Origin of the sequence: Mesorhizobium sp. M0862 (genome assembly GCF_040319795.1) — a bacterium.
Lineage (GTDB): Bacteria > Pseudomonadota > Alphaproteobacteria > Rhizobiales > Rhizobiaceae > Mesorhizobium.
Genome location: NZ_JAMYOJ010000005.1, coordinates 287084 through 307611 on the forward strand (window position 1 = coordinate 287084; position 20528 = coordinate 307611).

General features: G+C 64.5%; 16 protein-coding genes. 4 read left to right on the forward strand and 12 right to left on the reverse strand.

The genetic code is table 11. From position 1 onward, the window contains the following. The first annotated feature begins 8 nt into the window (after positions 1-8). Complete coding sequence (pepN, locus tag NKI15_RS10455) at positions 9-2648, forward strand: aminopeptidase N (protein ID WP_023705423.1); 2640 nt, start codon at positions 9-11, stop codon at positions 2646-2648. Positions 2649-2956: 308 nt separating this feature from the next. Then, complete coding sequence (locus NKI15_RS10460) at positions 2957-5278, forward strand: PAS domain-containing sensor histidine kinase (protein WP_023705424.1); 2322 nt, start codon at positions 2957-2959, stop codon at positions 5276-5278. 103 nt (positions 5279-5381) lie between these two features. On the opposite strand, the gene NKI15_RS10465 is transcribed toward NKI15_RS10460, so the two are convergent. The 5 genes from NKI15_RS10465 to NKI15_RS10485 form a co-directional block, all read right to left on the reverse strand. Then, entirely contained in the window at positions 5382-5855 is a 474-nt protein-coding gene (locus NKI15_RS10465) for an EF-hand domain-containing protein (RefSeq protein ID WP_023705425.1), read from the reverse strand. A gap of 64 nt (positions 5856-5919) precedes the next feature. Further along, entirely contained in the window at positions 5920-8886 is a 2967-nt protein-coding gene (locus tag NKI15_RS10470; protein ID WP_352514208.1) for a bifunctional [glutamine synthetase] adenylyltransferase/[glutamine synthetase]-adenylyl-L-tyrosine phosphorylase, read from the reverse strand. Beyond that, positions 8886-10361, reverse strand: coding sequence for a sensor histidine kinase (locus NKI15_RS10475; RefSeq protein WP_023709807.1), 1476 nt, complete (start codon positions 10359-10361; stop codon positions 8886-8888). Before NKI15_RS10475 ends, NKI15_RS10470 begins: the two co-directional genes overlap by 1 nt. 107 nt (positions 10362-10468) lie before the next feature. Then, the gene (locus tag NKI15_RS10480) at positions 10469-11143 is read right to left on the reverse strand and encodes a response regulator transcription factor (RefSeq protein ID WP_023670185.1); all 675 of its coding nucleotides are present in this window, start codon (positions 11141-11143) and stop codon (positions 10469-10471) included. Positions 11144-11397: 254 nt separating this feature from the next. Then, positions 11398-12951 (reverse strand): Do family serine endopeptidase, encoded by a 1554-nt coding sequence (locus tag NKI15_RS10485; protein ID WP_023702184.1) that lies wholly within the window; start codon positions 12949-12951, stop codon positions 11398-11400. Positions 12952-13142: 191 nt separating this feature from the next. Here NKI15_RS10485 and NKI15_RS10490 point away from each other — a divergent pair, with 191 nt between their 5' ends. Further along, positions 13143-13412 (forward strand): CopG family ribbon-helix-helix protein, encoded by a 270-nt coding sequence (locus NKI15_RS10490; RefSeq protein WP_023684527.1) that lies wholly within the window; start codon positions 13143-13145, stop codon positions 13410-13412. Beyond that, entirely contained in the window at positions 13409-13717 is a 309-nt protein-coding gene (locus NKI15_RS10495) for a type II toxin-antitoxin system RelE/ParE family toxin (protein ID WP_023670182.1), read from the forward strand. The genes NKI15_RS10490 and NKI15_RS10495 overlap by 4 nt, the downstream gene beginning before the upstream one ends. Here NKI15_RS10495 and NKI15_RS10500 read toward each other — a convergent pair. The 7 genes from NKI15_RS10500 to NKI15_RS10530 form a co-directional block, all read right to left on the reverse strand. Then, a complete protein-coding gene (locus tag NKI15_RS10500) occupies positions 13714-14178 on the reverse strand; it encodes a cytochrome c-type biogenesis protein (RefSeq protein ID WP_023670181.1) in 465 nt (154 codons plus the stop codon). The genes NKI15_RS10495 and NKI15_RS10500 overlap by 4 nt on opposite strands. After that, positions 14175-16166, reverse strand: a complete 1992-nt coding sequence (locus NKI15_RS10505) for a heme lyase CcmF/NrfE family subunit (RefSeq protein WP_352886080.1) — start codon at positions 16164-16166, stop codon at positions 14175-14177. Before NKI15_RS10505 ends, NKI15_RS10500 begins: the two co-directional genes overlap by 4 nt. Beyond that, on the reverse strand, positions 16166-16609 hold the full coding sequence (gene ccmE, locus NKI15_RS10510) for a cytochrome c maturation protein CcmE (RefSeq protein ID WP_023670179.1): 444 nt from the start codon (positions 16607-16609) through the stop codon (positions 16166-16168). Before ccmE ends, NKI15_RS10505 begins: the two co-directional genes overlap by 1 nt. A 3-nt stretch (positions 16610-16612) precedes the next feature. Next, complete coding sequence (gene ccmI, locus NKI15_RS10515; protein WP_023698582.1) at positions 16613-17752, reverse strand: c-type cytochrome biogenesis protein CcmI; 1140 nt, start codon at positions 17750-17752, stop codon at positions 16613-16615. An 85-nt stretch (positions 17753-17837) separates the two neighbouring features. Beyond that, a complete protein-coding gene (locus NKI15_RS10520) occupies positions 17838-18281 on the reverse strand; it encodes an RT0821/Lpp0805 family surface protein (protein ID WP_023670177.1) in 444 nt (147 codons plus the stop codon). A 174-nt stretch (positions 18282-18455) separates the two neighbouring features. Next, positions 18456-19874: an ATP-binding protein gene (locus tag NKI15_RS10525; RefSeq protein ID WP_023670176.1), complete on the reverse strand. Its 1419-nt coding sequence runs from the start codon at positions 19872-19874 to the stop codon at positions 18456-18458. Beyond that, positions 19858-20523, reverse strand: a complete 666-nt coding sequence (locus tag NKI15_RS10530) for a response regulator transcription factor (RefSeq protein WP_023670175.1) — start codon at positions 20521-20523, stop codon at positions 19858-19860. The genes NKI15_RS10525 and NKI15_RS10530 overlap by 17 nt, the downstream gene beginning before the upstream one ends. Positions 20524-20528 lie beyond the last annotated feature (5 nt).

The window sequence follows — 20528 nt, forward strand, 5'->3', positions numbered from 1 at the left end:
CCAAGGGAATGCGAACCGATACCGGCCAGGTCTTCAAGCTCGAAGACTACCGCCCCAACGACTTTTCCATCCCGCAAACCGGCCTCACCTTCCGCCTTTCGCCAGACGCAACGCGTGTCACCGCAGTGCTGACGATCGAACGCCGCGATGGCGCCGCCGCCTCGACGTCGCTGGTGCTGGACGGCGACGGGCTGGTGCTCAAGCGCATTGCCATCGACGGTCGCGAGCTTGCCCCGGCCGAGTATCTCGCCACGCCGGACCAGCTGACCATTTTGAGGCCGCCGGCCCGTTTCCAGCTGCTGCTCGAGACCGAGATCGCGCCGGCCAGCAATGAGGCGCTGATGGGCCTCTACCGCTCCAGCAATGTCTATTGCACGCAATGCGAGGCCGAGGGCTTTCGCCGCATCACCTATTTCCTCGACCGCCCCGACATCCTGTCGGTCTATACCGTGCGTATCGAGGCGAGGCTGGACGAAGCGCCGCTGTTGCTTTCCAACGGCAATCCGGTCGAAAGCGGCGCGCTTGCCGACGGCTGGCACTTTGCAGTCTGGGACGACCCCTTCCCCAAGCCGTCCTATCTGTTTGCGCTCGTGGCCGGCAATCTCGGCAAGGTTGCGGACAGTTTCGTCACCATGTCCGGGCGCGAGGTCGAACTCGGCATCTATGTCGAGCCAGGCAAGGAGGGGCTTGCCGGCTACGCCATGGATGCGCTGAAGCGCTCGATGCAATGGGACGAGCAGGCCTTCGGCCGCGAATACGACCTCGACGTCTTCAACATCGTCGCCGTTTCCGACTTCAACATGGGGGCCATGGAGAACAAGGGCCTCAATATCTTCAACGACAAATATGTGCTGGCCGACCGGGAAACCGCCACCGATGCCGATTTCGCCAATATCGAGGCGATCATCGCGCATGAGTATTTCCACAACTGGACCGGCAACAGGATCACCTGCCGCGATTGGTTCCAGCTCTGCCTGAAAGAAGGGCTGACGGTTTTTCGCGACCACGAATTCTCCGCCGACCAGCGCTCGCGCGCGGTCAAGCGCATCGCCGAAGTGCGCACGCTCAGGGCACACCAGTTCCCCGAGGACCAAGGACCGCTGGCGCATCCGGTGCGGCCGCGCCGCTACCGCGAGATCAACAATTTCTACACGGCGACCGTCTACGAAAAAGGCTCGGAAGTCGTGCGCATGATCCGCACCATTCTCGGACCTGACACGTTCCGCGCCGGAATGGATCTCTATTTCGAGCGCCATGACGGCGAAGCAGCGACGATCGAGGATTTCCTCAAAGTGTTCGAGGACGCCTCCGGGCGCGATCTGTCGCAATTCGCGCTCTGGTACCACCAGGCGGGCACGCCGAACCTGACCGTCAGTTCGACGCACAATCCGGCCACGCGCGAGTTCACGCTCGAGATCGAGCAGTCGGTGCCGCCGACGCCGTCGGAAAGCCGCAAGCGGCTGATGCACATCCCGCTCGCCTTCGGGCTGGTCGGCGCCGGCGGCGAACCGGTTGCCTATGGCGGCGTCGAGGGCGCCGCCGTCGAGGACGGTGTCATCCATATTCGCAAGCGCCGTCACATGGTGCGCTTCTCAGGCGTTGCCGAGCGGCCGGCGGTGTCGCTCAACCGCGGCTTTTCGGCACCGATCACGCTTTCGGTCGAGCAGAAGGCCGACGACCAGTTCTTTCTCGCCGGCCATGACAGCGATGCCTTTGCGCGCTGGCAGGCGTTCAACACGCTTTTGACCGATGCGCTGATAGCGGCCTTCCGCCAGATCCTCGGCGGCGCGAAGCCGGCTTTCACCGCCAGGCTGACCGGACTTGCCGGCAAGATCGCCGGCGACGAGACCCTGGAACCTGCCTACCGGGCGCTGGCGCTGTCACTTCCGGGCGAGGCCGACATTGCCCGCGACATCGGCACGAACATCGACCCCGACGCCATCTTCGCTGCCCGCCAGGCACTGGCGCTGGCAATCGCGCGCCCCAATCAGCAAACGTTCACCGGCCTATACAGCCACCTCGCCGACGATGGTCCGTTCAGCCCCGACGCGGCAAGTGCGGGACGACGGGCGCTGCGCAACACCCTGCTCGACTATCTCTCGCTGCTGCCGGAAGGCGCTGCGCTCGCCGCCCGGCATTTCGAGGTCGCGACGAACATGACCGACCGCGCCGCAGCACTGACCGTCCTTGCGCACCGCCATGACGGATCGCTGGAGGCGATCAAGGCGCTGGCCGATTTCGAGGCGCGTTATGGCGCCGATCCGCTGGTCATGGACAAATGGTTCCAGATCCAGGCCAGCGTGCCAGGCCCCCGGACAGTCGATACGGTACGCGAGCTGACTGGGCACGCAGCTTTCTCGATGGCCAATCCGAACCGGGTGCGCTCGCTGGTCGGCACATTCGCCAGCGCCAACCAGACCGGCTTCCACCGCGCCGATGGCGAAGGCTACCGGTTTTTTACCCAGACCGTACTCGAGGTTGAAAAACGCAATCCGCAAGTGGCGGCCAGGCTGGCGACAGCGCTGCGCTCGTGGCGCTCGCTGGAGCCGGGCAGGCAAGCCAAGGCCAGGGAAGCGCTGCTGGCCATCGCCGGTGCCGAGAACCTGTCGGCGGATTTGCGGGATATTGTGGAGCGAACGCTGGCCTGATCCCTCCCCCTTGAGGGGACGGTGGACAGCCGCCGAAGGCGGATGGACGGGTGGGGTCGTTGCGGCAGTGCGCGACCTCGACCAACTTCGACCGTGATTGAGAGAGTCGAGCGCTTCGCCGAGGACCCCACCCGGCCCTTCGGGCCACTCTCGCCTCAAGGAGGGATTTCAGCGTTATTTCAATCAATTTTTAATGTTTTTCGGCCGCGCCTCTGGACAAGGCGAATCACCTTTGATTCTTTACAGACGATTCGGACGTGCGGTGTTGCCGGATCGTCAAGCGTACGGAAATTCGGGGAGTGCCATTTATGGCCAAGGCGGACGCGTGGGGCGCGCCCGAAGGGACGGCTTTTGAGCGGCGCAAGGCGCGAGGCGACGGCCTCGCCGGCAATACGCGGCTCATCGCTGAACCAGCCTACCGGCGGCTCCTGGCTGCCGAACCCCTTCTGCGCCGTTCGATACCGGCTCTCATCATCATCTTCCTGATCGTCATCGCCGCACTGCGCGTGCTGTCGCTGATGAACGAGCGCGACGAGGCCGAGCGCGACGTCAAGGCGGTGCTGGGTCTCGCCGCCGGCCAGATGGCGAACGCAATCTCGGCCGACCCGACCGCGGCATCCAGCGGTGCAATTGATCTTCTGGAAAGCACGAGCCGCCAGGGCGCCATGGGCAGAAGCCATGTGCTTGTGATCACCGACAGCGCCTTCAAGATCATTGCCGTCTCGCCGCTGTCGACCGGCTGGCAAGGGCGATCGCTGGACAGCCTGGTGCTGGACGGCCAGCCGCTGTTCATGTTCGGCGACCGCGCCGGGGTCATGGATGTCAGCATCGGCGGCCAGGACTGGTACGCGGCGGTGAGCCTGACCCGGGACCGCAAGAACGCCGCCGCCGTGCTGGTGCCGCAGGAAGCGGTGTTCGACAGCTGGCGCAAGACCGTCTCGCTCAACGTCACGCTGTTTGTGCTGACAGCCGGCGTGCTGATCATCATCCTCTACGCCTATTTCGGCCAGGCATCGCGCGCTCAGACAGCCGACCGCATCTATCTCGAAGCCCATCAGCGCATCGACATGGCGCTGGTGCGCGGTCGCTGCGGCCTGTGGGACTGGGACATGGTGCGCGGCAAGATGTACTGGTCGCGCTCGATGTACGACATGCTGGGCTACGAGCCCTGCAACTCGATGCTGTCGTTCGGCGAGGTCGACGACATCATCCACCCCGAAGACGGCGACCTGTTCGAGCTCGCCAACAAAATCGTCGAGCGCGAGATCGACCATATCGACCAGGTGTTCCGGATGCGTCACGCCGACGGCCAGTGGGTATGGATGCGCGCCAGGGCCCAGGTGATCGACCCGGAAGCGCCTGAGATCCAGCTGATCGGCATTGCCGTCGACGTCACCGAGCAGCGGCATCTGGCGCTGCGCTCGGAGGCGGCCGACCTGCGCCTGCGGACCGCGATCGAAAACATCAACGAATCCTTCGTGCTGTGGGATGCCGCCCAGCGCCTGATCATGTGCAATTCCAAATACCAGAAGGACAACGGCCTGTCGGACCGCGACGTCATGCCGGGCGCTGCGCGCGCCGTGCTTGAAGAGCGCATGCTTGCCTTCGCCTCTGAACGGCGGCTGGCCAACACCAACGGGCCGCAAGGGGGCGCGACGTTCGAGCGGCAGCTCTCCGACGGCCGCTGGCTGCAGGTCAACGAACTGAGGACCCGGGACGGCGGCACGGTCTCCGTCGGCTCCGACATCACCCAGATCAAGCTGCACCAGGAAAAGCTGGTCGACAGCGAGCGCCGGCTGATGGCGACCATCCACGACCTCAGCCTCGCCCGCCGGGCCGAGGAAGAGCGCGCCAAGGAACTGGTCGAGCTCAACCGCGAATATATGAAGGAAACCGAGCGCGCCGAGGCCGCCAACCGGGCCAAGTCCGAGTTCCTGGCCAACATGTCGCACGAGCTGCGCACGCCGCTCAACGCCATCATCGGGTTCTCCGAACTGATGGAACAAGGCCTGTTCGGGCCGCTCGGTTCGCCGCGCTACGAGGAATATGCCAACGACATCAACGGCAGCGGCAAATATCTGCTCGGCGTCATCAACGACATACTCGATATGTCGAAGATCGAAGCCGGCCAGTTCTCGGTGGACCGCGAGGAAATCGATCTCTGCCCGCTGATCCGCGAGACGGTGCGGGTGATCTCGCTGCAGGCGGCGGAGAAGTCGATCACCGTCGAAACCCGCATCGCCGATACGATGACGCTGTTCGCCGACCGCCGGGCGATCAAGCAGATCGCCATCAATCTGCTGTCGAATGCGGTGAAGTTCACCGGCCAGGGCGGCCATATCTCGGTGCGCGCCCGCAACACGTCAGGCGCGCTGGTGCTGACCATCGAGGACAATGGCTGCGGCATTCCGAAGGAGGCACTGAGCAAGCTTGGCCGCCCCTTCGAACAGGTGCAGAACCAGTTTTCGAAGAACCACGCCGGTTCCGGCCTCGGCCTTGCCATCTCGCGCTCGCTGGCCGAGTTGCAAGGAGGAGCGCTGAAAATCCGCTCGACCGAAGGCGTCGGCACGATCGTGTCGGTGCGCATCCCGGTGAAGAAGGCGCAGCCGGCGGTGAAGGCGGCGGCCTGACGGCCCGCCAATGCCAGCGGTGCTCTCCGCCGCGTTCAAGGACTGGGTAGCCGCGGTCATGTAAGGGCTCCGGCGGCTTTCGCCGCCGGAGACATATCGCCACTCACTCCATGCTGTCGTCGCCGCCGTCCCATTGGTGGTGGCGGCCCATGCGGCCGTTCTTCGGCAGTTCGTTGCGCTCGATCTTGCCGTCATTGTTGCGGTCGAGCATCGCGAACACCTTTTTCTCGCGCCCGGTGATGTCGTCCGTGGTCAGCGTGCCGTCGCCCTTGGTGTCGTAGCGGGCGACGATACGCTTTGCCATTTCCTCGAACCGCGCCTTCTCCAGCGCGTCGGCGAGCTGGGCAACGGTCAGCTTGCCGCCATTGTCAGCGACCAGCTTCTTCAGCCGCGCGTTCATGGCGTCGGAAAACTGGTCGAAGCTGATGGTGCCGTTGGAATCCTTCATCGCCTTGTCGAGGCGCATCATCGCGCCCTCGCGCATTCTGGCGCTGGCATTGTTCTCGGCATAGGCGGTGGTGCCAACGGCGCCGGCAAGCGCGACGAAGGCAAGGGCAAGTCCGGTTGTTTTTCTCATGGGTATCTCCTGTTGCATCGTCACCCCCGATGCGATCCGAAACAGCCGCCAGCGCTTCACGCCCTCACGACCGTTTCGTACGAAGCAAAAGGTCGAAATCCTTTCTGACCTTTTGCGACGTCTCCTTGAGGTGTGCTTCCAGCACACCGAAATCCGGCAGGTCAGTCACCGCCAGAAGCAGATCCGACAGTCCCGGCGGAACGTCATCGCGTTCGAATGCGCCGGTGAGGCAAAGCCGCGTCATCTGGGTCAGCGCCAGATAGAGTTGGTAGGCTTCGCAAAGCTGCTGCCTGACGTCGGCCTCGGCGAAATCCGGCGACAGATGCGCTAGGATTTCGCCGGTCGCGGTCACCCTGCGGCCGCCTTCGACCTGCCCGGTTATAACCGCCACCTGCGCGATGAATTCGAGGTCGATGAGGCCGCCGGAGATGAGCTTGATGTCCCAGAGATCGCGCGGCGATTTTTCCTTCTCGATCAGCGCGCGCATCTCGGATGCCTCTGCCCCCACCTTGGCGGCGTCGCGCGGCAAGGCCAGAAGTGCCGCGACCTCGGCCTCGACCTCGGTGCAAAGAGCCGCGTCGCCGCCGATGGCGCGCCCCCGGGCCAGCGCCATGTGCTCCCAGGTCCAGGCCTCCTGGCGCTGGTATTTCTTGAAGGCATCGATGTGGGTGGCCACCGGCCCCTTGTTGCCGGATGGCCGCAAGCGCAGGTCGAGCTCGTAGAGAACGCCTTCGGCGGTCGGCGCCGAGACAGCCGCGATCAGCCGCTGCGTCATCCTGGTATAGTAGTGCGATGGTGCGAGCGGCTTGTCGCCGTCGGACTCGTCGGCATTCGCGTCGTGGTCGTAGAGCAGAATGAGGTCGACGTCGGAGCCGGCGGTGAGCTCGCGGCTGCCGAGTTTGCCCATGCCGAGCAGCGACACGGTGCCGCCGGCGATGCGGCCATGACGTAGCGCGAATTCGGTGGTCACCGCCTGCAATGCGGCGTCGATGGTGAGGTCGGCGAGATCGGAAAAGGCGCGGCCGGCGCGCGCCGGGTCGATCGAGCCGGCGAGCAGCCTGACACCGATCAGGAATTTCTGCTCGGAGGCAAAGATGCGCAAACGGTCGAGCACGTCCTCATAAGCCCGGTCGCCTTCGATGAAAGCGGCCAACCGCGCTGAGAGATAGGCTCGGTTGGGCAGTTCGGCGAGCAGCGCCGGGTCGAGCAGACCGTCGAAGACATGCGGGCGCCTTGTGATGATTGCCGCCAGCCGAGGCGCGGCGCCCATGATCGTCGCCATTAGTTTCAGCAGGGCGGGATTCGACTGCAGCAGCGAAAACAGCTGGATGCCGGCGGGCAGGCCGGCGAGGAATTCGTCGAAGCGAACCAGCGCCTCGTCGGCCCGGCGCGTCTGGCCGAAGGCTTTGAGCAGCGCCGGCGTCAGTTCGGTCAGCCGCTCGCGCGCTTCCGCAGACTGGGTGACGCGGTAGCGGCCGAAATGCCAGCCTCGAATCACGCGGCAGATGTCGCTTGGCCGCTGGAAGCCAAGGCCGTGCAAGGTCTGCAGCGTGTCGGGATCGTCGACATCGCCGGTGAAGACCAGATTGCCGACGCCGGCCGACAATTCAGGCGCGGTCTCGAACAGCGCGGCGTAATGGCGCTCGACCTCATGCAAAGCCGCGCGAAAGGTTTCGGCAAATCTGGCGGCATCGGCAAAGCCCAGCATATGGGCGATGCGTTCCAGCCCTTCATCATCGTCGGGCAGAATATGCGTCTGCTCGTCGGCGACCATCTGGATGGCGTGTTCGACGCGGCGCAGAAACCAATATTGCTGCGTGAGCGCGTCGCGTGCATCGGCGGTGATCCAGTTGCGCGCCGCCAGCGCACCCAGCATCGGCACCGTCTCGCGGCCGCGCAGCTCCGGAAAACGGCCGCCGGCGATCAGTTGCTGGGTCTGGACGAAGAACTCGATTTCGCGAATCCCGCCGCGGCCGAGCTTGACGTTGTGTCCTTTGACCGCGATCTCGCCATGACCCTTGTGGGCATGGATCTGGCGCTTGATCGAATGAACGTCGGCGATCGCCGCATAGTCCATGTATTTGCGCCAGACATAGGGCTGCAATTCCCGCAGGAACGCATCCCCGGCATCGAGATCGCCGGCCACGGGACGCGCCTTGATCATGGCGGCGCGCTCCCAGTTCTGGCCGCGCGCCTCATAGTAGCGAAGTGCTGCCTCGACCGGGATCGCCAGCGGCGTCGAGCCTGGATCGGGACGAAGCCTCAAATCGGTGCGGAAGACATAGCCGTGCCCGGTGCGGTCCTGCAGGATGCGGACCAGCCTGCGGGTCAGGCGCGCAAACAGCTCTGTGGCGTCGAGCGGATCGACGATTGCCGGCGCATCCGGATCGAAGAAGACGACGAGGTCGATGTCGGAGGAGAAATTCAGTTCATGCGCGCCAAGCTTGCCCATGCCGAGCACGATCCAGCCGGATTGCCGTGACGGATTTTCGGGATCGGGCAATTTGAGCTTGCCTTGGCTGTGCGCCTCGCGCAGCAGGAAGTCGACCGCCGCACAGGTGCAGGCATCGGCGAGATTGCTGAGGCGCCTTACCGTCAGCGCGGCATCGGCCTCGCCGGAGAGGTCTGCAAGTGCGATCAGAAAGTGAGCTTCACCCTTCCACTGCCTGAGTTCCATCATCAGGCTGGATTCGGAAACGGTCTCGGAAAAGGCGGCCTTGCCGATCGCTTCGGCGATGGTGAGCAGCCGAGCCTCGACACTGCCATCGAACAGCGCGTCGAGGATTTGCGGCCGGCGGCGCGCGACATCGCGGAGGAAAGGCGAGAGATCGAAGACGGCAGCGAGAAACTCCTGGGCCGCGCCCTTGCCCCCTAGGAATTTCGCCAGCCGCGGCAGGTTCTCGTCCTTGGCATCGCCAGCGATCTCCGACAGTTCACGCCGGGCGCGGGTCTCATCCAGCGGCGCGAGCTGCGCCGCCAGTTGCAGGCGCCATTCGGTCTCGATCCGTTTCGCAGCCATCCTCACCGCCATCAATGGTCCTCCCGCGCCGGGAAGCTCATGATAACGGACAATCCGGGATTGGCAGGCAGAAGTTCAAGCCGGCCATTGTGAAAAGTCATGATCGCCTTGGCGAGGCTGAGGCCAAGACCGGATCCCGGCTGCGAGCGGCTCTTTTCCAGCCGCACGAAGCGCTCGGTCGCCCTGGCGCGGTCGGCGTCATCAGGGATGCCATGGCCGTTGTCGGCAACAGAAAGGCGGATTTCGTGACCGACGCGCTGCAGGGCTACGCGCACAGCAGGCTTTTCCGTCGCATCGGTCGAGTATTTGATGGCGTTGTCGACGATGTTCGACAGCGCCTGGCCGATCAGCTCGCGGTTGCCATTGACGGAAAAATTCCCGTCCGCGGCAGTTTCGAGCACCACGCCAGCCTCCTCCGCCACCGGCTCATAAAGCTCGACAACGTCATGCACCGCGGCGGCGAGATCGACCTTGCTGGTGCTCTCCGAGGAATAGCCGGCCTCCAGCCTGGAGATCATCAGGATGGCGTTGAAGGTTTTTATCAGCTGGTCGGATTCGGCCATGGTGCCTTCCAGCGCCTGCCGGTAGTCGGTGGTCTTGTGCTTGCCCGAAAGTGTCGCCTCAGCGCGGTTGCGCAGTCTGGTCAGCGGCGTCTTCAAATCATGGGCGATGTTGTCGGAGACCTGCTTCAGCCCTTCGTTGAGCGTCGCTATCCTGGCCAGCATGGTGTTGAGGTTTTCCGACAGGCGGTCGAACTCATCGCCAGCGCCGGTCACCGGCAGCCGTCCCGTGAGATCGCCGCCCATGATGCGGCGGCTTGCCTCCGAGACGCTGTCGATGCGCTTCAGCGCGGCGCGGCCGACAAGGAACCAGATCAGCAGCCCGCCCAGGCCCATCATGCCCAGCGCCAGCATCAGGGCGCGGCGGACGACGGCGCGGAAGCGCTCGGGCTCGCCGAGATCGCGGCCGACCAGCATGATCATCTGGTTGGGCAGCCGCAGCACCAGCGCGATGGCGTTGTGGCCCTTCTCGCCCTCGGACTGAATTTCGGTCTCGCCGGGCTGCGCGCCGTTCGGGTCAGAAGCCTGGTTGCGCTGCCGTTCGAGCTCACCTTCGCCGAAACGGCGATAGGAGAAGGGTTCGGTCGTCCAGCCATCGGTCTCGAGCACCCCCGGCGCCAGGCTCTGCACGTTTCCGGTGAGGATCTGGCCGTTGACGTCGGCAATGAGATAGAGGTTGGCGCCGGGCTGGCGCGAGCGCTGCTCGACGACGCGCACCAGCCGCGGCAGGCCGCCGCTCTGATAGGCACGGGCGAGGCCGAGCACCTCGTCATTGATGGTCTGCTGGGTCTGGCCGGTCAGCATGCGGGCCGACAACGACGTCATGTAGAAGACCAGCAACACGGCACATAGCGCGAAAAGCAGGAAATAAAGCGCTGAAAGCCGCGCCGCCGTCGTCCTCATGATGGCCGGCAGGGAAAGGGCCATCGAGTTCTAGCTCATGATGAGATTTGGCTGAAATCTCATCATGACCTACCCCTTTGTTGGAGCATGATCTTCTCCAAAAACCGGTACCTACTTTTTGGGATCATGCTCTAGCCGCTCTTCAGCATATAGCCGGCGCCGCGAACCGTATGCAGGATCGGCTTGTCGAAACCCTTCTCGATCTTGCCACGCAGGCGCGAGACGTGAACGTCGATGACGTTGGTCTGCGGATCGAAATGATAGTCCCAGACATTTTCGAGCAGCATGGTGCGCGTCACCACCTGGCCGGCATGGCGCATCAGATATTCGAGCAGGCGGAATTCGCGCGGCTGCAGCGTGATCTCGCGCGCCGCGCGCTTGACCGAATGGGACAGCCGGTCAAGCTCGAGATCGCCGACCCGGTAGACGGTTTCGGCCTCCCTGGCGCTGGCGCGGCGGTTCAGCACCTCGACGCGGGCGAGCAATTCGGAAAAGGCATAGGGCTTGGTCAGATAGTCGTCCCCGCCGGCGCGCAGACCGGTGACGCGGTCATCGACTTCGCCCAGCGCCGACAGGATCAGCACCGGCGTGGTGTTGCCGCGCGAGCGCAGGCCGGCAATGACGGAGAGCCCGTCGCGGCGTGGCATCATGCGATCGACGACCATCACGTCATAGTCGCCGGCATCGGCCAGCGCAAAGCCGGTTTCGCCGTCGCCGGCGACATGGGCGGTGTGCCCAGCCTCGGCAAAGGCCTTCTGCATATAGTCGGCCGCCTCGCGATCGTCTTCTATGACGAGAATCTTCATAGAGCCGTTATACGCGATTTCGCCGGAAGATTGAGGGGCCGCCATGAGCGCAAAAGCTTTCGTTCAAGCATGTCGTTTTGCCAAAACCGCAGTGCACTTTTGGGCGACATGCTTCGCTGTTAGAGCGGCAGCGGGCGATGGGGGCCCGCTGCCGCCGGGGGCAGAACACGATGACTGACTAACGCGATCGGCCCCTTGCTTCCCGTGCGGCGGCTCGGGGGTGTTGAAACCGCCGCACTGGAAACTGTGTGATGTCAGCCTTTGGCGACTGGCAGCGCGACGAAGCGGTTTGAATCGTCGCGGGTGATCTGCATCAGCACCGCCTTGCGGCCGGACTTGACCGCATCGGCCATCGCCTTGGCGACGTCGTCGGTGCCGTTCACCTCCGTCGAGTTGACCGAGGTGATGACATCGCCGGGCTGGATGCCGCGGTCGGCGGCATCGCTGTCGGGATCGACATCGGTCACCACCAGGCCCTTGCCGTTTTCCGACTTGGTGACGGTGAGGCCGAGATCGGCCAGCGCGGCGGGCTTTGCCGGTGCCGCGGGCTGCTGCGGGTCGGCCGAGGCCTGCTTGTCAGTGGATGGCAACGTGCCGAGATCGACCTTGATGGTCTGGCTCTTGCCGTCGCGCCACACCGTGACGTCGACCGACTTGCCGGGTGGGTAGGCGCCGATCAGACGAGCCAGTTCCTTCGGCGATGCGACGTCCTTGCCTTCGACCTGGGTGATCACGTCACCGGCGGTGATGCCGGCCTTCTTGCCGGGGCCACCGTCCTGGGCGCCCGAAACCAGAGCCCCGTTCTGCGACTTCAGGCCCAGCGATTCGGCGATGTCCGATGTAACCGGCTGGATTTCGACGCCGAGCCAGCCACGCTGCACCGAGCCGCTCTTCATCAGATCCTGCACCACCTGCTTGGCGGTCGAGGCCGGAATGTCGAAGGCGATGCCGACGCTTCCGCCCGACGGCGAGAAGATCGCGGTGTTGATGCCGACGACCTGGCCGTTAAGGTTGAAGGTCGGGCCGCCCGAATTGCCGCGGTTGACCGAAGCGTCTATCTGGATGAAGTCATCATAGGGACCGGCGCCGATATCACGGCCACGGGCCGAGACGATGCCGGCGGTGACGGTGCCGCCGAGGCCGAACGGATTGCCGACGGCCACCACCCAGTCGCCGACGCGAACCTTGGAATCGTCGGCGAAATCGACATAGGTGAACTTGCCGACGCCATCGACCTTGAGCACCGCCAGATCGGTGCGCGGATCGGTGCCGATCAGCTTGGCGTCAAGCTCCTTGCCGTCATTCATCACCACTGTGAAGGCGGAGCCTTCCTCGACGACATGGTTGTTGGTGACGAGATAGCCGTCATCGGAGATGAAGAAGCCAGAACCCTGCGCCACCGGACGCGGCTGGTCGTTGTTATGGTCGCGGTGGCTGAAGCGACGATTGCCGCCGTCATGGCCGTTCTGATCACCAAAGCCGCGGAATTGCTTGAAGAACTGGCGCAGCTGCGGATTGTCGGGCAGGTTGTTCATGCCGTCCGGATCGTCGGACTGGTCGGAGCCGTCATCGGCGGCAGGCTCGATCTTGGCCTTGACCTTGACGCTGACCACGGCCGGCGAAACGCGCTCGACGACATCGGCAAAGCCCGGCACCTGGGGCGCTTCGACCCGCACGGCGTCGGCCAGAACGGGAGCTGTACCAGTGGCAACGGCGCCGAAACCGATGCCGCCGGCAATGGCCAGCGAAGCGGCGGCGGCCAACAGGCGTTTGCGGGTGCGGGAATATGGGTTGGGGGCGATAGTCATGGGTCTCGTATCCTCTTTTCACTGGATGCGGCTCAGGCAGAGCATCCTCGGACAAGAGAAATAGAGAGGCGCACATTACGGCGCCATTTCCGGTGCATGAAAGTTTTGTAATGTTGGGCGGTCGCACAAATCGCTTGGTTGCGCTCGCCTGCTGCCCTATGGTGTACACAACTCAGCACAAGGCTTTCACAATGACAGCAAGCACCACCATGACCATTCGAGTCTCGTCCGAGACCAAGCTGAAGCTGGAGCAGATCGCTACCGATACCAGGCGTAGTAAATCGTTCCTCGCCGCCGAGGCGGTCTCAGCCTATGTCGATCGCGAGCTGGATATCATCGAAGGCATAAAACGTGGCATGGCCGACGCAGAGGCTGGCCGTGTCGTGCCCCACGACGACGCCATGGCGGAGCTCGACGCGGTGATCGAAGCAGCGAAAGCCAGGCGCGCAGGCAAGGCGTGAAGCGGTTCGTCACCTGGTCGCGAGAAGCGCTGGACGATCTCACGCAGCAAGTTGCCTTTATCGCTCAGGACAATCCTGCCGCCGCCCGACGCCTCGCGGACCGTATCCGTGAAATGGGCCGGGGCCTTGGTGATATGGCGACGGGCCGACCTGGCCGGGTAACAGGCACTTATGAGAAGCCCATCGGCCGCCTGCCCTACATCATTGCCTATGAATTGCGCCTGATCGCCGGCCGTCAGAGCATTGTTATCCTGCGCGCCATCCACACGTCGCGGGACTGGCCTTTGGAGGAATGGCCGAGCTAGTCGCTCAGCATCTTGTCCAGCGCCGCCTGTTCCTCGGCGCTCAGCGCCTTGGTTGCCAACGAGCGGCGGGAGCGTGTGGTCAGCACAATGAAAATGCCGCCGACTAGAAGCAGAAGCACCGGCGTGCCCCAAAGCAAGGCGTTGCGCGGGCTGAAGCGCGGCTTCAACAGCACGAACTCGCCGTAGCGCGACACGATATAGTCCATCACCTGCTGGTCGGTATCGCCGGCAACCAGGCGCTGGCGCACCAGGATGCGCAGGTCGCGGGCGAGGTCTGCATCGGATTCGTCGATGGACTGGTTCTGGCAGACCATGCAGCGCAGGCCTTCCGACAGGAGCCGCGCCCTCGCCTCGAGCGCCGGATCGGTGAGAACCTCGTCCGGTTTCACCGCTTGCGCGGCGCCGGCAAACAGCAGCGCCAGAAGCAGGGTGAGCGAGGCCAACGAGAACCTGGTGCTCACGGCGCGCCTGCCGACGGCATGGAGGCTGCCTGCTTGCGGCGGCGCGAGGGTGCGCCAACCCGCAGGCGACGGTCGAGCAGCGACATTGCGGCTCCCGCCATCATCACCAGAGCTCCGCCCCAGATCAGCGTCACCAGCGGCTTCCACCACAGGCGCACCACGACGGATCCATCGGTGCCTTCATCGCCCAGCGACAGATAGAGCTGGTTGAAGCCGATCGTCTCGATGCCGGATTCGGTCGTCGTCGTCTGCCGCACCGGAAAGAAGCGCTTGGCCGAGGTGATTTCGGCTGAAACGCCGCCATCGGCGCCGATCAGGGAAAAGCGGCCGCGCTGCTCGCTGTAGTTCGGACCCTGCGCCGGGAAGAGGCCGTCGAAACGCAGCGTGTGGCCGGAGAGTTCGACGCTCTCGCCGGCATGCATCGACAGTATCCTTTCGGTGCCGAAGCACAGCGTGCCGACAATGCCGAGCGTCGTCAGCCCGAGGCCGAGATGGGCAAGTGCAGTGCCGAACACCGAACGCGGCAGGCCGGCGAAACGGCGCAGCATGATGGCGTGCGACACATTGCCAAAGCCGGACTTGACGGCGAGGTCGGTGAGCGCGCCGCAGACCAGCCAGCAGGCGAGGCCGACACCAAGGGCGGCGAACACCGACGCGCCGTCGATGAACAGCCCGGTGACCAGCATCGCCAGGAGAGCGGCGCCGAAAGCCGCCATCAAGCGCTGGGCGACGGCATAGAGGTCACCGCGCTTCCAGGCGAGCAATGGTCCGAAAGGAACCACGACCAGCAGCGGCACCATCAGCGGGCCGAATGTCAGGTTGAAGAAGGGGGCGCCGACTGAGATCTTGCCGGCCGAAAGCGCTTCGACCGCCAGCGGATAGAGCGTGCCGACCAGCACGGTGGCCGTGGCCGTGGTCAGGAACAGATTGTTGAGGACGAGTGCGCCTTCGCGCGAGATCGGGTGGAACAGGCCGCCGGCCGTCAGCCGCGAGGCGCGCAGCGCAAACAGGGCCAGCGAGCCGCCGATGAACAGCGTCAAAATGCACAGGATGAAGATGCCGCGGGTCGGATCGGTGGCGAAAGCATGCACCGAGGTCAGCACGCCGGAGCGCACCAGGAAGGTGCCGAGCAGCGACAGCGAGAAGGTGAGGATGGCAAGCAGCAGCGTCCAGATCTTGAGCGCCGAACGCTTCTCCATGACGATCGCCGAATGCAGAAGAGCCGTGCCGGCCAGCCACGGCATAAAGGAGGCGTTTTCGACCGGATCCCAGAACCAGAAGCCGCCCCAGCCGAGCTCGTAGTAGGCCCAGTAGGAGCCCATCGCGATGCCGCCGGTGAGGAACATCCAGGCGACCAGCGTCCACGGCCGCACCCAGCGCGCCCAGGAGGCATCGATGCGGCCTTCGATGAGGGCGGCGACCGAGAAGGAAAAGCAGATAGAGAACCCGACATAGCCGAGATAGAGCAGCGGCGGATGGATGGCGAGGCCAAGATCCTGCAGGACCGGGTTGAGATCGCGGCCCTCGATCGGCGCCGGATTGAGCCGGGTGAACGGATTGGATGTCGCCAGGATGAACAGGAAGAAGGTGGCGCCGATCGCCCCCTGCACGGCCAGCACATTGGCGCGCAGCGTCGCCGGAACGTTGGAGCCGAAGACAGCGACCAGCGCACCGAAGAAGGTCAGGATCAGCACCCAGAGCAGCATCGAGCCTTCGTGATTGCCCCAGGTTCCGGTGATCTTGTAGATCAGCGGCTGCAGCGAATGCGAGTTTTCCCACACGCTCGCCACCGAGAAATCGGAACTTGCATAGGCGCCGGCGAGTGCTGCGAACGATAGCGCCGTGAGCGCGAAGCCTGTGACCGTGACGGGACCGCCGACAGCCATCAGCCTCTGGTTGCCGGTACGGGCGCCGATCAGCGGCACCAGCGTCTGCACCAGCGACAGCACAAAGGCGAGGACGAGCGCGAAGTGTCCGGTCTCAACCATTACTGGCTCTTGCTCTCTTGCCACACGCCCTTGGCCTTCAGCCCGTCAGCGACTTCCTTGGGCATGTAGCGCTCGTCATGCTTGGCCAGCACGCTGTCGGCGACGAAAACGCCGTCGGCGCCAAAGCTGCCTTCGGTGATGACGCCCTGCTCCTCGCGGAACAGATCGGGCAGGATGCCGGTATAGCTGACCTTGACCGATTTGTGCGTGTCGGTGACCGAGAACGCAACCGTCGCGCCCTGCCCGCGCACGACCGTGCCCTTTTCGACGAGGCCGCCGAGCCTGATGCGCTGTCCCGGCTGCAAGCTGGCGGTGGTCAGATCGGCGGGCATATAGAAATAGGAGGCCTTCTGGCCCAACGCATAGAAGGTCAGCCCGGTGGCGGCGCCGAGGAAGGCAAGACCTCCGACAATCACCGACAATCGCTTCTGCTTGCGCGTCATGTCCTACTCCGTCGCCGTCAGGCCGAGCGAGGCGGCAAAGGCGGTGAATTTCTTCGCTTCCTCACTGTCGGCGCCAAACACGGCAATACCGCGATGCAGCGCGTCCCGCGCCTGGTCGGCCTTGCCCAGCACAACATAGGAACGAATGAGCCGCATCCATCCTTCCGTGTCGCGCGGATTTTGCCGCAATTTTTCGTCGAGGCCGGCGACCATGGTTTCGATCATGGCCTGCCTGTCCCGCGGCGCCATCGACGAGGCGGCATCGACGGCTGCGGCGTCGGGGCCTTTGGCGGGCTCTCCTGACGCGACGCTGCGGTTGGCGGCCTCGGCCAGTGCCTGTTGGACAGCTCCGCGCCATGGCGAATCCTGCGGCAGGGAATCGAGCATTTTCTGCCAAGCCGTGGTTGCCTCGGGTATGCGGCCTTCCTGGGCCAGCGCCATCGCCAAATAGAACGAGGCTTTCGCGTTTGCCGGGTCGAGTTTTAGCGCCTGTTCGAAAGCGGATTGCGCATCGGCCGAAACGATGCCGCCGGCCGCATTGGCAATCGCTTCGCCGAGACCGGCCTCGCGGGCAGCCGTGTCGCCATCGAGGCGGATGGCATTGCGATAGGCGGTCACGGCATCGGGAAAGCGCTGCAGGCGCAGATAGATCGGGGCGAGCACGTCCCAGCCGCGTCCATCGCCAGGGTTGGCGGCAAGATGGGCCTCGGCGCGCGCCACCAACTCATCGACCGAACTATCGGCCGGATTCTTGGCCAGCCGTTCGGCAAGCGGCTGCGACGGCAGATCGGGCGAGCCGAGCTGGCTGTACATGCCCCAGCTGAGCAGCGGGACCATCAGCACCGCTGATGTCGCCACCAGCCTGGCCGCCTTTGACGGCTGCTGAAGCGTCGCGGCATCGGCCTGGCCGGCATTTCCCAGCCGAAGGATGCGGCGGGCGATTTCGGCGCGCGCCTCCTCGGCTTCCGCCGGCTGGATCAGGCCGCGCGCGGCGTCACGCTCGAGCTCGGCCAATTGATCGCGATAGACTTCGAGGTCATGGTCGCTGCTGGTCGGAGCGTCCGTGCCGCCGCCGGTCAGCGGCAGCAGCACCGCCAGGCTTGCGCCCAGCGTGAGGAGTGCGGCTATGACCCAGAACAGCATGGTTCTTCCAATAGAGCGAGAGCCCTGCTCTCACAACATGAGGTCGCTGCGACGCTTTGACGGGATTCCGACCCCGGCCCAATGTTCAGGTCAGCGGCGTCCAGCTGCCGTCGGCGTTGCGGCATGCGGTGCCCCGCGCGGTCTGGCCGCCCGTGCCGGTAAACACTGTATGGGTGTACTGGCGGCAATCCTGCGAGCCGACGCGGTAGGGCTGGGCCGCGACGACTTCGCCGGAATGGGCCGAACTGTCGCCCTTCCAGGTCACCTTCTGGCCGCTCGCGGTATATTCGAGCGCCTTGTACTCCGCCTCGAGCGCCTTGCGCTTCTCGGTGCTGGTCAGGCCGCTGCCGATCGACCCGCCGACGAGCCCGCCAGCCATGGCCGAGATGATCGTCGTCGCGACCTTGGCACCCGAGGGAGGTGACGCGGGCGGATTGGTGATGGAGATATCCGGGCCACTGCCCTTGCCCAGCGTTCCGCAGCCGGAAAGAGCGAGCAGTGCGGAAACGAGCGCAACGCGAATCTTCATGCCAACAACCGGTTTTCTTGAACGGGATGCGCTGGGGGCCGCGTCATCGGGGGCGTCAGGACGTCATACTATTGACATTTGTCGGAAATTTGGCCGTTTTTAACGGCTTTTGTGCAATCGAGGGGCCGCCATAACACAGGCATTCGGCCGTGTCGATTGGCCCTGGGCAGTACATCATTGCAAGCTCCGCAAGCGCACAACCGCCTTCAGCCCGCCCATCGTGGAGCGTTCCAGCGCCAGCGCCCCGCCATACTCGTTGACGAGGTCGGCAACGATGGCAAGTCCGAGCCCGGTTCCCGGCTTTGTCTCGTCGAGGCGCCGGCCGCGTTTCAAGACATCGCGGGCCTTGTCCTCGGGGATGCCGGGACCGTCATCCTCGATCGATAGCTCGAACAGGCCGGCTGCGGCCGGCGTGACGGATACGGCAACAGTGCTCTTCGCCCATTTCATCGCATTGTCGAGAAGGTTGCCGAGCAGTTCCTCCAAATCCTCGCGCTCGCCAGCAAAGACGATGTCGGCCGCCGGCAGCGTAAGCGACAGGCTGACATCAGGCTTGAGTTTTTGCAGCACGCGCACCATGCGCTGCACCAGCGGCGTCACCGGCGTGCGGTAGACGACGCTGTCGCGCTGCGCCGCGACCCGTGCCCGCTGCAGGTAGTGGTCGACCTGTTTCTGCATCGACGCCGCCTGGTCGGCGATGAGCTGGCCCTTGGCGCCGCCTAGAGCCCGGCCCTCATTGATCAGCACGGCGAGCGGCGTCTTCAGCGAATGGGCAAGGTTGCCGACCTGCGTACGCGAGCGCTCGACGATGCGCTTGTTGTTTTCGATCAGCGCATTGGTTTCGTTGGCGAGCGGCTCGATCTCGGCGGGAAACCGGCCATCGAGCCGCTGCGCCGTGCCTTCGCGCACCTGGGCAAGCGCGTTGCGAACCCGGCGCAAGGGCTGGAGGCCGAGCAGGATAGCGATCGCATTGATGGCGATCATGCCGACGCCGAACAGGCTGAGATAGGTCAACAGGCGGCCCTGGAAGGTGGCGATCTCGTGCTCGAGCTCGGTCTTGTTGCCCATCACGCGGAAGCGCGCGGCGCGGTTCTTGGCATCGAGGACGAATTCGCTTTCGAACACTTGCAGTTCCTCGTCACCGATGCCGTCGGTGGAATAGCTGCGCTGGAAACTGGAATTGAAAGGCACCTCGGCAACGGTCGGCGACGGGATCGTCGTGGTCATCGAGGACGAATGAAGGTTGCCGTGCACGCCTTCGGAAGCCGGCTCCACCGACCAGTACCAGCCCGAATTCGGCTCCGAGAAGCGCAGGTCGCCAAGGTCGGGAGCGCCGGTGAGCTGGCCGGTTTCGGAAACGCCGACGGAGCCGATCAAATTGAACAGATGCGCCGACAGCAGGCTGTCGAAGCCGCGCTCGCTGGCCTGGCGGTAGAGCGTGGTGATCAGAGTGAAGATGACGATCAGGGTGAGGATCGCCCAGATCGTGGAAAAGCCGATGACGCGGAAGGCCAGCGAGCGAGGCCAGAGCCGCGCCGAAAAAGGCTTCCTTGCTGGTATGGGGAGCGGTTCCGCCTTACGCCTCCGGCTCACGCATGCGATAGCCCATGCCGCGCACGGTTTCGATCATGTCGATGCCCATCTTCTTGCGCAGCCGGCCGACAAAGACCTCGATGGTGTTGGAATCGCGGTCGAAATCCTGGTCGTAGAGATGCTCGACCAGCTCGGTGCGCGACACCACCTCGCCCATATGGTGCATCAGATACGCCAGCAGGCGGAACTCATGCGAGGTCAGCTTCAGCGGCACGCCGTTGACATCGGCCTTGGAGGCCTTGGTGTCGAGGCGCAGCGGCCCGCAAGTGAGCTCGGACGAGGCATGGCCGGCGGCGCGGCGGATCAGCGCCCTCACCCTGGCCAGTACCTCCTCGATGTGGAACGGCTTGGTGACATAGTCGTCGGCGCCGGCATCGATGCCCGACACCTTGTCGCTCCAGCGGTCGCGCGCTGTCAGGATCAGCACCGGCATCTTGCGGCCGTTGCGGCGCCAGCGCTCGACGACGCTGATGCCGTCCATCTGCGGCAGGCCTATGTCGAGCACGACGGCATCGTAGGGCTCGGTGTCGCCGAGGAAATGCCCCTCCTCGCCGTCATAGGAGCGGTCGACGACATAGCCGGCATCGACCAGCGCGTCGGCCAGTTGCCGGTTGAGATCCTTGTCATCTTCGACGACGAGTACGCGCATGATCG